Here is an 11,393-nt window from a genome sequence, read left to right as displayed (position 1 = left end):
GACATGAAACATATCGTCAAGCACATCCACTTCGTCGGCATCGGCGGAGCGGGGATGAGCGGCATCGCTGAAGTGCTGCTCAATCTCGGTTATCAGGTCAGCGGTTCGGACCTCTCGCAAAACGCGGTCACGGAGCGGCTGCGTGCGCTCGGCGCGCGTGTCGAGATCGGTCATCGTGAAGAAAACATCGAAGGCGCGAATGCGGTCGTCGTATCGACGGCCGTGCGGCCCGACAATCCCGAAGTGCTCGCCGCGCGCCATCTCCGCGTGCCGATCGTGCCGCGCGCCGTGATGCTCGCGGAACTGATGCGCCTGAAGCAGGGCATCGCGATTGCCGGCACGCACGGCAAGACCACGACCACGTCGCTCGTCGCGAGCGTGCTCGCCGCGGGCGGGCTCGATCCGACCTTCGTGATCGGAGGGCGGCTGATCAGCGCCGGCGCGAACGCGCGGCTCGGCACGGGCGACTTCATCGTCGCGGAAGCGGACGAATCGGATGCGTCGTTCCTGAATCTTTTCCCGGTGATCGAAGTCATCACGAACATCGACGCCGATCACATGGACACCTACGGCCACGACTTCGCGCGGCTCAAGCAGGCGTTCATCGAGTTCACGCACCGGCTGCCGTTCTATGGCATCGCGGTGCTGTGCGTCGACGACCCGAACGTGCGCGAAATCCTGCCGTTCGTGTCGAAGCCGATCATCCGTTATGGCATCGGCGCCGAAGCGCAAGTGCGCGCGGTGAACGTCGAGGCGCGCGGCGGCCGCATGCATTTCACGACGATGCGCGAAGACGCGCCGCCGCTCGATATCGTGCTGAACCTGCCCGGCCTGCACAACGTGCAGAACGCGCTCGCGGCCATTGCGATTGCGACTGAACTCGAAGTTGCGGATGCCGATATCCAGAGGGCGCTCGCCGACTTCAACGGTGTGGGCCGGCGCTTCCAGCGCTACGGCGAAGTGAAGACGGCCGACAACGAAGGCGCGTACACGCTGATCGACGACTACGGTCATCACCCGGTCGAAATGGCCGCGACGGTGGCGGCGGCGCGCGGTGCATTTCCCGACCGGCGTCTCGTGCTGGCATTCCAGCCGCATCGCTACACGCGCACGCGCGACTGCTTCGAGGACTTCGTCAAGGTGCTCTCGACGGTCGACGCTCTCGTCCTCACCGATGTCTACGCAGCTGGCGAAGCGCCGATCGTCGCCGCCGATGGCCGCGCGCTCGCGCGTGCGATCCGTGTCGCAGGAAAGATCGAGCCGGTGTTCGTCGAAACGGTGGACGAGGTGCCCGACGCGCTGACGACGATCGCGCGCAATGGCGATGTAGTGATCACGATGGGCGCGGGTTCCATCGGCGGTGTATGCGGACGGCTCGCGCAGAGCCAGCCGCAGTGATGACAGCAATGAGCGACGCAATGAGCAACACAGTGAACAACATCGATCCGAAAGTCTTCGGCAAAGTGGCCGTGCTTCTCGGCGGAAATTCCGCGGAGCGCGAAGTCTCGCTCAATTCGGGCCGGCTCGTGCTCGAAGGGCTGCGCGACGCCGGCGTCGACGCGCATCCGTTCGATCCCGCCGAGCGTCCGCTCTCCGATCTGAAAGCCGAAGGCTTCGAGCGCGCGTTCATCGCGCTGCATGGCGGTTATGGCGAGAACGGCCAGTTGCAGGGCGCGCTGGACTTCTACGGCATCCGATACACCGGCAGCGGCGTGCTCGGGTCCGCGCTCGGCATGGACAAGCTGCGCACGAAGCTCGTGTGGCAGCAGACCGGCATCCCGACGCCGCCGTTCGAGACCGTCGTGCGCGGCGACGACTATGCATCGCGCGCGCAGGACATCATCGCCAGGCTCGGCCTGCCGCTCTTCGTGAAGCCGGCGAGCGAAGGTTCGAGCGTCGCGGTCATCAAGGTGAAGAACGCGGAGTCGCTCGTGCCGGCGCTGGAGCAGGCCGCGCAGTTCGACAAGATCGTGATCGTCGAGAAGAGCATCGAAGGCGGCGGCGAGTACACGTGCTGCATCGCGGGCGATCTCGACTTGCCGGTCATCCGGATTATTCCGGCGGGCGAGTTCTACGACTACCACGCGAAGTACGTCGCCGACGACACGCAATACCTGATTCCCTGCGGTCTGACCGACGCGGAGGAAACGCGCATGAAGCGGTTGACGCAGCGCGCGTTCGACATGCTCGGCTGCACCGACTGGGGCCGCGCCGATTTCATGCTGGACGCGGACGGCAACCCGTATTTCCTCGAAGTGAACACCGCGCCCGGCATGACCGATCACTCGCTGCCGCCGAAGGCCGCGCGGGCGGTCGGCATCAGCTACAAGGACCTGGTCGTGAAGGTGTTGTCGCTCACGCTTACGAGCTAACGCAGGATCAACGGAACAAGACGAAGCACGAGCCATGTGGAACAACGTTCGCCAGATGAACCTCGCCGCCAGCGCGCTGCACGCCATGCTCGTGCTGATGCTGCTATGCGCCGCGGGCGTATGGGCGATCCAGCGTCCCGAGTTCCGCCTGCGCGAAATTCAGATCGACGGCGACACGCAGCACATCAATACGCCCACGGTGCGTGCGAGCGTGGTCGGGCATTTGAAGGGCAACTTCTTCACCGTCGATCTCGATACCGCGCGGACCGCGTTCGAACAGATGCCGTGGGTGCGTCATGCGAGCGTGCGCCGCGTATGGCCGAACGCCCTCGCGGTGACGCTCGAGGAGTACAAGCCGCTCGGCACGTGGGGCAACGATCAACTGGTGAGCGTCGACGGCGAGCTTTTCACCGCGAACCAGGGCGAGCTCGACGACGACCTGCCCGCGTTCGACGGTCCGGAAGGCACGGCGAAGGAAGTCGTCGCGCGTTATCACGATTTTCAGAAGTGGTTTGCGCCGCTCGATGCGCAGCCCGAGGAAGTGACGCTGTCGCCGCGCTTCGCGTGGACGGTCAAGCTCTCGAACGGCACGCAGATCGAGCTCGGTCGCGAGCGCAATCAGGACACGCTGTATGACCGCACCAGGCGGTTCGTCGCATCGTGGCCCTCCGTGACGGGGCGGTGGGGCAAGGAGATCGAATATGCGGATTTGCGTTACCCCAATGGCTTCGCGATACGCGCCGCCAGCATGCGCTTCATCAACGACACCGACAAGGCCAAGAAGTAAGCAGACATCACAGGCATGAGCACGCTATGAGCAAAGACTACAAAGACCTGCTGGTTTCCCTCGACATCGGAACGTCGAAGGTGGTCGCGATCGTCGCCGAATTGAAGGGCGAGGGCCACTACGAGGTGATCGGACTCGGTCAGAGCGACTCGAAGGGGTTGAAGAAGGGCGTCGTGGTCAATATCGAGGCCACGGTGCAATCCATTCAGCGCGCGCTCGAGGAAGCCGAGCTGATGGCGGATTGCAAGATCACCAACGTCTTCACCGGCATCGCGGGCAGTCACATCCGCAGCTTCAATTCGAGCGGAATGGTCGCGATCAAGGACAAGGAAGTGACGCAGACCGACGTCGCGCGCGTGATCGAGACGGCGAAGGCCATCAACATCCCGACCGATCAGCAGGTGCTGCATATCCTGACGCAGGAATTCATCATCGACGGGCAGGAGGACGTGCGCGAGCCGATCGGCATGAGCGGCATCCGCCTCGAAGTGAAGGTGCATATCGTCACGGGCGCGGTGAGCGCGGCGCAGAACATCGTCAAGTGCGTGCGCCGCTGCGGGCTCGAAGTGAACGACCTCATTCTGCAACCGCTCGCGTCGTCGCTCGCGGTGCTGACCGAGGACGAGAAGGAACTGGGCGTCGTGCTCGTGGATATCGGCGGCGGCACGACCGATATCGCGATCTTCAGTGAAGGCGCGATCCGTCATACGGCAGTGATTCCGATCGCCGGCGACCAGATCACGAGCGACGTCGCGATGGCGCTTCGCACGCCGACGCCCGACGCGGAAGACATCAAGGTGAGCTACGGCATCGCGAAGCAGGCGCTCGCCGATCCGGACGAAATGATCGAAGTGCCGGGCCTCGGCGAACGCGGTCCGCGCACGTTGTCGCGCCAGGCGCTCGCGGCGGTGGTCGAGCCGCGCGTCGAAGAACTGTTCTCGCTCGTGCAGCAGGTCGTGCGCGAATCCGGCTACGAAGAGCTGCTGTCGAGCGGCGTCGTGCTGACCGGCGGCGCGGCGATGATGCCCGGCATGGTCGAACTCGGCGAAGACATCTTCCTGAAGCCGGTGCGCATTGGCGTGCCGGAGTATGCGGGCGGTCTCGCGGATGTCGTGCGCAACCCGCGCTACTCGACCGCGATGGGCCTGCTCGCCGAAGGACGCTCGCAGCGCATGCGCGGCCGCAAGGTCGCGGTGCAGAACGGATCGATGGGGCAAGTGCTCACGCGAATGAAGGACTGGTTCCTCGGAAACTTCTAAAGCCCGAGCGCAGCACAGCAGTACGAACAAATTTATGTAAGCAGTGAATATAATTCGCGCCGGTACCGGCGGCTAGCGCGCGGCGAGAGGTTGCCCGATCTCTCGTCGGATAACGCCGATCTTCATTCTTGACGGAGGCAACATGGATTTCGAAATGCTGGAAACGGAAACCAACGGAACGATCATCAAGGTGGTCGGAGTTGGCGGTGCGGGCGGCAACGCCGTTCAGCACATGATCAATCGGGGTGTGCAAGGCGTCGATTTCATCGTAATGAACACCGACGCGCAGGCGCTGGCTCGCTCGCGCGCGCCGGCGGTCCTGCAATTGGGCATGACCGGCCTGGGCGCAGGCGCCAAGCCGGAGAAGGGTAAGGAAGCGGCGGAGGATGCACGCGAGCGCATCGCCGACGCGCTGCGTGGCGCCCATATGGTGTTCATCACCGCGGGCATGGGTGGCGGCACGGGTACGGGCGCGGCGCCGGTCGTCGCGCAGATTGCGAAGGAAATGGGCATTCTGACGGTCGGCGTCGTGAGCAAGCCGTTCGAGTTCGAAGGCGGCCGCCGCATGCGCGTCGCTGAAGCCGGCTCGCAGCAACTGGAAGATCACGTCGATTCGCTGATCGTCGTGCTGAACGACAAGCTCTTCGAAGTGATGGGCGACGACGCCGAGATGGACAAGTGCTTCCAGTGCGCGGACGACGTGCTGAACAACGCCGTCGCGGGCATCGCTGAAATAATCAATGTCGATGGTCTCGTCAACGTCGACTTCGAAGACGTGAAGACGGTGATGGGCGAGCAGGGCAAGGCCATGATGGGCACGGCGACGGTCGCCGGCGTCGATCGTGCGCGTCTCGCGGCTGAACAGGCCGTGGCGAGCCCGCTGCTCGAAGGCGTGGACCTGTCGGGTGCGCGCGGCGTGCTGGTGAACATCACGTCGAGCCGTTCGCTGCGTCTGTCTGAAACGCGCGAAGTGATGAACACGATCAAGTCCTACGCAGCCGACGACGCCACGGTGATTTTCGGCGCGGTGTACGACGACGCAATGGGCGATGCCCTGCGCGTGACGGTGGTGGCGACGGGCCTCGGCCGTGCGGCGAAGAAGCAGCAGCAAGCGCCGATGACGCTTCTGCGCACCGGCACCGACAATCAGCCGGTCGCGCATGCAGCGCATGGCAACTACGCGCCGCAGCACGGTCAGACTACGGACTACGGTCAACTCGATACGCCGGCAGTGTGGCGCTCGACGCGTGAAACCGCGGCATCGCATGTGCAGGCATTGCAGGAGAAGGGCGTCGATACGTACGACATCCCCGCGTTCCTGCGCAAGCAAGCGGACTGACAGGCTCCGCGCCTTTCGGTTGCTGGCACGAGCAGTGCAGCCACCGCAGGCACGTCGAGCGTGAGCCGGCGATGCAGGTTTCGCGTGGGGCGACTGTCCAAGGCCGCGTCGAAGTAAAGACGCCAGGCCGTGGCCAGCCGCCCGCGAATTTGCCGAAGGCAAATGAAACCTGAACCGTCGAAGCACGCATCGGTGACACTGCGGGACGAATGAGCGCCACGGATGTCCGGGCACTGACGAGGGAAGGACCGAGCATGATCGAAGTGGGTGAAACGTTGCCTGATGCGCGTCTCTTTGAGTTCATCGAAGTGGCGCGCGAGGGCTGTGCCGTGGGACCGAACGGGTTCCCGGCGCGCGAGCGGGCCGCAGGCAAGCGCGTGGTGATCTTCGGATTGCCGGGCGCGTTCACGCCAACGTGCTCCGCCAGGCACGTGCCGGGCTACGTCGACGCAGCGGATGAGTTGTTCGCCGCGGGCATCGACGAAATCTGGTGCGTTTCCGTCAACGACGCGTTCGTGATGAACGCGTGGGGACGCGATCTTCAAACCGCGGGCAAGGTGACGATGATTGCGGACGGCAGTGCGCGTTTCACTCAGGCACTCGGACTGGATCAGGATTTGACCGAGCGCGGCATGGGAATCCGTTCCCAGCGCTACGCGATGGTGGTCGACAACGGCGTGGTCAAGACGCTCGCTGTCGAAGCGCCCGGCAAGTTCGAAGTCAGCGACGCTCGAAGCATCCTGGCGACGTTGAACTGATGGCAGTGGCGTCGCGTTGCGTGTCGTTGTAGTTACGCAACGCTGAAAGACGTCCTCGCAATCGGCGACAACTTAGGGCCGATGACCGGAAATGCCTCCATTCCGGCCATCGGCCCGTTTCACTTGACTCGCCCGACATCGCGGCGTAACACAGGGAAACAGTTGATACCGCCTGGTTTGGGACGAGATGTTCCGAATCGAGTATACTTCGATCTATTAGAATTCTGCGTGCGATTAATTCTCTTTATCGGGAATGCCATCGGACTAAAATCATGTTGAAGCAGCGAACAATCAAGACCGTCGTCAAAACCGTGGGAATCGGCCTTCATTCCGGCCGCAAGGTCGATCTGACGCTGCGACCGGCGCCAGCGGGAACGGGCATTGTCTTTTCGCGGGTCGACCTGCCGCAGCCGGTGGACATTCCGGTCTCGGCCATGGCAATCGGCGACACCCGGCTCGCATCGGTGTTGCAGAAGGACGGCGCGCGCGTGTCGACCATCGAGCACCTGATGTCGGCGTGCGCGGGTCTGGGCATCGACAACTTGTACGTCGATGTGACCGCCGAAGAGATTCCGATCATGGACGGCAGCGCTGCTTCCTTCGTGTTTCTGATTCAGTCGGCGGGTATCGAAGAGCAGAACGCGCCGAAGAAATTCATCAAGGTCAGGAAGCCGGTGGAAGTGCGCGACGGCGACAAGTTTGCGCGCCTCGAGCCGTACTTCGGTTTCAAGCTGAGCTTCACCATCGACTTCCGTCATCCCGCCGTCGACAAGACCGGTCAGGCGCTGGAAGTGGACTTCGCGACCACGTCGTATGTTCGCGAAATCGCGCGCGCGCGCACGTTCGGTTTTGCGCACGAAGTCGAAATGATGCGCGAACTGGGCCTCGCACGCGGCGGCAGCATGGACAACGCGATCGTGCTGGACGAGTACCGCATCCTGAATAACGACGGCCTGCGCTACGACGACGAGTTCGTGAAGCACAAGATGCTCGACGCCATCGGCGACCTGTATGTAGCCGGACATCCGTTGCTGGCGGCGTACAAGGCGTACAAGGGCGGCCACGCGATGAACAACATGCTGCTGCGCGAACTGCTGGCGAACGAAGACGCCTATGAAATCGTCACGTTCGACGACACGCAAAAAGCGCCACGCGGTTTCGGATTCGATACGCAGACCGCATTCGCCTGATCATCGGCAAGCGGCAAGCGGCAAGCGGCAAGCGGGACAAGGTGAGCGGCAGCGAAAGCGCCGCTCATTTTTTTTGTCCGCGGCCCTGGTGGCGCGCGGCCATGCGCGCAAGCGCCTCCTGCAGCGGCGACGGCGCCAGCGACTCAGCCAGTTCATGCAATGCCGATGCCCCCGCCGCCGACATGCGCGCCTGCTTCGGCGGCGCGGCTTCTCTCACCGCTTGCGGACGCACGCGGATTCGCAGCGAATCGACCGCCCAGCCGCGTTGCTGAAGATCGGCGAGCAGGCGCGGCTCCATATGACGCAGACGCGCCGCGAGCGCATTGTGCGCGGCGAAGAGCGCGAGCACGCCATCCTTGATGAAGCCGGGTTCGATGTTCGCGGCGAGATAATCCGGCAGAAGCGCCGACAGATCGCGTTGCAGCGCCGCCATTTGCTCGACGCCCGCACGCAATGCGCGGAAAGCATCGGTCCGGCCGAGCACGTCCGCGACGGCTTGCGGCCGGCGCGGATCCAGCCGCCTGGGCGGATACCTTGAATTTGTAGAAAAACGGCTCATTTCTTAATCGACGGACGCCTGACGCGACGCATCGATTGTACCGCGAGCCCGCCGCCCGGAGCGCCCGGTTGCCTCGTGCCGACGCCCGCGGAGCCGAGCTTTCAAGCGGTTGACTGTCGCGTTCCGCCGACGTCCGCGACCCTACGCCGACGCAAGGCGTGCTGGACTCGCGTGCTAAAATTCCCGATTCGAATTTCACCCCATGGACTTAAGTCGCCGAGGTTTTTTCGAGCCCGGACGCAGGTTTAAACTGTCGTCCTCCGAAGCCGCGACGCAGACACTGATCCGATGACGACCGGTTTCCTTCAGAAGATTTTTGGCAGCCGCAATCAGCGGCTGATCAAGCAGTACCAAAAGACCGTTGCGGCGATCAATGCCCTCGAGCCGACCGTCGAAAAATATTCGGACGATCAGTTGCGCGCGAAGACGGACGAGTTCCGCAAGCGCGTCGCCGGCGGCGAGTCGCTCGACGTGCTTTTGCCCGAAGCCTTCGCCGTCTGTCGCGAGGCGAGCCGGCGCGTCTTGAAGATGCGCCACTTCGACGTCCAGTTGATCGGCGGCATGGTCCTGCACTACGGCAAGATCGCCGAAATGCGCACCGGCGAGGGCAAGACGCTCGTCGCCACGCTCGCGGCGTATCTGAACGCGCTGTCGGGCCGGGGCGTGCACGTCGTGACGGTGAACGACTACCTTGCCCAGCGCGACGCCGAATGGATGGCTCGCCTGTACAACTTCCTCGGGCTTTCGTGCGGCGTGAATCTGTCGCAGATGCAGCACGCGCAGAAGCAGGAAGCCTACGCGGCGGACATCACCTACGGCACGAACAACGAGTTCGGCTTCGACTATCTGCGCGACAACATGGTCTACGAGACCGATGCGCGCGTGCAGCGGCCGCTCAATTTCGCGATCGTCGACGAAGTGGACTCGATCCTCATCGACGAAGCGCGCACGCCGCTCATCATCTCCGGGCAGGCCGAAGACCACACCGACCTCTACGTGCGCATGAACGCGCTGCCGCCGCTGCTCGAAATGCAGATCGGCGAAGAAAAGGCGGACGGTACGGGCGTCGAGAAGCCGGGCGACTACACGCTCGATGAGAAAGCGCGTCAGGTGTTCCTGACCGAGTCGGGCCACGAGAAGGCGGAGCGTCTGCTCGTCGAGTGGGGCCTGATCGGCGAAGGCGAAAGTGTCTACGCGCCGCAGAACATCACGCTGATGCATCACATCTATGCGGCCCTGCGCGCTCATACGCTCTTCCATCGCGATCAGCATTACGTGGTGCAGAACGGCGAAGTCGTGATCGTCGACGAATTCACGGGCCGCATGATGACCGGCCGCCGCTGGTCGGACGGCTTGCATCAGGCCGTCGAAGCGAAGGAGCACGTGCAGATTCAGGCGGAGAACCAGACGCTCGCCTCGATCACGCTGCAGAACTACTTCCGCATGTATTCGAAGCTGTCCGGCATGACCGGCACGGCGGACACCGAAGCGTACGAATTCCAGGAAATCTACGGCCTCGAAACGGTCGTGATTCCGACGAACCGTCCGCCGAAGCGCGTCGACAAGCAGGACCAGATCTACAAGACGTCGAAGGAACGTTACGACGCCGTCATTCGCGATATCCGCGATTGCGTCGAGCGCGGCCAGCCGACGCTCGTCGGCACCACGTCGATCGAAGCGTCGGAATTGCTGTCCGGCTTGCTGACGCAGGCGGGCGTGCGTCACGAAGTGCTCAACGCGAAGCAGCACGCACGCGAAGCGGCGATCGTCGCGGAAGCGGGCCGGCCAGGCGTCGTGACCATTGCGACGAACATGGCGGGTCGCGGCACGGACATCGTGCTCGGCGGCAACGTCGAGAAGCAGGCATCGTTCATCGAGGCGGATCTTTCGATTCCCGAAGAAGAAAAAGCCGCGCGCATCCAGAAGCTGCACGACGAATGGCAGACGCTGCACGACCACGTCAAGGCTGCGGGCGGGCTGCATATCATCGGCACGGAGCGGCACGAATCGCGCCGTATCGACAACCAGTTGCGCGGCCGCGCGGGCCGTCAGGGCGATCCGGGCTCGTCGCGCTTCTATCTCTCGCTGGACGATCCGCTCTTGCGCATCTTCGCGGGCGACCGCGTCCGCGCGATCATGGACCGCCTGAAGATGCCGGAAGGCGAGCCGATCGAAGCGGGCATGGTCACGCGGTCGATCGAAGGCGCGCAGCGCAAGGTCGAAGCGCGCAACTTCGACATTCGCAAGCAACTGCTCGAATACGACGACGTCGCCAACGATCAGCGCAAGGTCATCTATCAGCAGCGCAACGAGTTGCTCGAAGCGAACGACGTGCAGGAGACCATCGCCGCGATGCGTCACGGCGTCATCAGCGATCTCGTGCGCACGTTCGTTCCGGCGGGCAGTATCGAAGAACAGTGGGACGCGCCGGAACTCGAGGAAGTGCTGCGCAACGAATGGTCGCTGGATCTGGCCATTCAGGAGATGATCAACGAGTCGAACTCGATCGACGCCGAGGAAATCTGCGAAGCCGTGCTTTCCGCCGCCGACGAAGCGTACGAAGCGAAGGTCGCGCTCGTGGGCCGCGAATCGTTCAGCGCATTCGAGCGCTCGATCATGCTGCAGACGCTCGACAGCCGCTGGCGCGAGCATTTGGCCGCGCTGGATCATCTGCGTCAGGGCATCCATCTGCGCGGCTATGCGCAGAAGAATCCGAAGCAGGAGTACAAGCGCGAGGCGTTCGAACTCTTCGCCGCGATGCTCGATTCCGTGAAGCAGGAAGTCACGCGCATCGTGATGAACGTGCAGATCCAGTCGCCGGAGCAATTGGAAGAAGCTGCCGAGCAGTACGAAGAGAAGGGCAGCCATCTGGAGAACGTGTCGTTCACGCACGCGGACTTCAACGCGGCCGCCGCGCCGGCCGCTACGCCCGCAGCCGCCGCTGCGGCGACCGCCACCGCCCAGATGGTCAATCAGGCGATGGCGGCGAGCGACGACATCACCGTGGCCACGCGCCCGTCCGACGAAGTGCCGAAGGTCGGCCGCAACGACCCGTGCCCGTGCGGCAGCGGGAAGAAGTACAAGAACTGTCACGGAAAGCTGGCATAAGCGCTTTCTGATCGACAAAAC

The 11,393-nt window shown here is 63.5% G+C and carries 9 protein-coding genes; 8 read left to right on the top strand and 1 reads right to left on the bottom strand.

Annotation, left to right across the window (positions count from 1 at the left end; translation table 11 throughout):
* Positions 1-3: 3 nt before the first annotated feature.
* The 7 genes from murC to lpxC all read left to right on the top strand — a co-directional run bounded on the left by murC (position 4) and on the right by lpxC (position 7,705).
* Entirely contained in the window at positions 4-1,398 is a 1,395-nt protein-coding gene (gene murC / locus AB6804_RS20290) for a UDP-N-acetylmuramate--L-alanine ligase (protein ID WP_370887959.1), read from the top strand.
* Positions 1,399-1,430: 32 nt separating this feature from the next.
* Positions 1,431-2,372 carry a D-alanine--D-alanine ligase gene (locus tag AB6804_RS20285; protein WP_370887975.1) on the top strand — a complete coding sequence of 314 codons (942 nt, stop codon included), beginning with the start codon at positions 1,431-1,433 and terminating at the stop codon, positions 2,370-2,372.
* Positions 2,373-2,406: 34 nt separating this feature from the next.
* Entirely contained in the window at positions 2,407-3,159 is a 753-nt protein-coding gene (locus AB6804_RS20280) for a cell division protein FtsQ/DivIB (protein WP_035966865.1), read from the top strand.
* A gap of 26 nt (positions 3,160-3,185) precedes the next feature.
* Complete coding sequence (gene ftsA, locus AB6804_RS20275; protein WP_035966862.1) at positions 3,186-4,418, top strand: cell division protein FtsA; 1,233 nt, start codon at positions 3,186-3,188, stop codon at positions 4,416-4,418.
* Positions 4,419-4,560: 142 nt separating this feature from the next.
* Positions 4,561-5,757: a cell division protein FtsZ gene (gene ftsZ, locus AB6804_RS20270; RefSeq protein ID WP_035966858.1), complete on the top strand. Its 1,197-nt coding sequence runs from the start codon at positions 4,561-4,563 to the stop codon at positions 5,755-5,757.
* A gap of 254 nt (positions 5,758-6,011) precedes the next feature.
* Positions 6,012-6,515 (top strand): peroxiredoxin, encoded by a 504-nt coding sequence (locus tag AB6804_RS20265; protein ID WP_370887958.1) that lies wholly within the window; start codon positions 6,012-6,014, stop codon positions 6,513-6,515.
* A gap of 272 nt (positions 6,516-6,787) precedes the next feature.
* Positions 6,788-7,705: a UDP-3-O-acyl-N-acetylglucosamine deacetylase gene (gene lpxC / locus AB6804_RS20260; RefSeq protein ID WP_370887957.1), complete on the top strand. Its 918-nt coding sequence runs from the start codon at positions 6,788-6,790 to the stop codon at positions 7,703-7,705.
* 64 nt (positions 7,706-7,769) lie between these two features.
* Here lpxC and AB6804_RS20255 read toward each other — a convergent pair whose 3' ends face one another.
* Positions 7,770-8,264: a DciA family protein gene (locus AB6804_RS20255; protein WP_370887956.1), complete on the bottom strand. Its 495-nt coding sequence runs from the start codon at positions 8,262-8,264 to the stop codon at positions 7,770-7,772.
* A gap of 288 nt (positions 8,265-8,552) precedes the next feature.
* Here AB6804_RS20255 and secA point away from each other — a divergent pair, with 288 nt between their 5' ends.
* Positions 8,553-11,372 (top strand): preprotein translocase subunit SecA, encoded by a 2,820-nt coding sequence (gene secA, locus AB6804_RS20250; RefSeq protein WP_370887955.1) that lies wholly within the window; start codon positions 8,553-8,555, stop codon positions 11,370-11,372.
* Positions 11,373-11,393 lie beyond the last annotated feature (21 nt).

This window comes from Caballeronia sp. RCC_10 (assembly GCF_041360715.1).
In the GTDB taxonomy this organism is placed as follows: Bacteria; Pseudomonadota; Gammaproteobacteria; order Burkholderiales; family Burkholderiaceae; genus Caballeronia; species Caballeronia grimmiae.
Note: the sequence above shows the minus strand (reverse complement) of the source record. Positions and strands in the feature narration are given on the sequence as shown.

Bases quoted from the DNA above. Each gene is read 5' to 3' on its own strand.
- ftsA (WP_035966862.1), top strand. From the start codon at position 3,186: ATGAGCAAAGACTACAAAGACCTGCTGGTTTCCCTCGACATCGGAACG.
- lpxC (WP_370887957.1), top strand. From the start codon at position 6,788: ATGTTGAAGCAGCGAACAATCAAGACCGTCGTCAAAACCGTGGGAATC.
- AB6804_RS20280 (WP_035966865.1), top strand. From the start codon at position 2,407: ATGTGGAACAACGTTCGCCAGATGAACCTCGCCGCCAGCGCGCTGCAC.
- AB6804_RS20265 (WP_370887958.1), top strand. From the start codon at position 6,012: ATGATCGAAGTGGGTGAAACGTTGCCTGATGCGCGTCTCTTTGAGTTC.
- murC (WP_370887959.1), top strand. From the start codon at position 4: ATGAAACATATCGTCAAGCACATCCACTTCGTCGGCATCGGCGGAGCG.
- ftsZ (WP_035966858.1), top strand. From the start codon at position 4,561: ATGGATTTCGAAATGCTGGAAACGGAAACCAACGGAACGATCATCAAG.
- secA (WP_370887955.1), top strand. From the start codon at position 8,553: ATGACGACCGGTTTCCTTCAGAAGATTTTTGGCAGCCGCAATCAGCGG.
- AB6804_RS20255 (WP_370887956.1), bottom strand. From the start codon at position 8,264: ATGAGCCGTTTTTCTACAAATTCAAGGTATCCGCCCAGGCGGCTGGAT.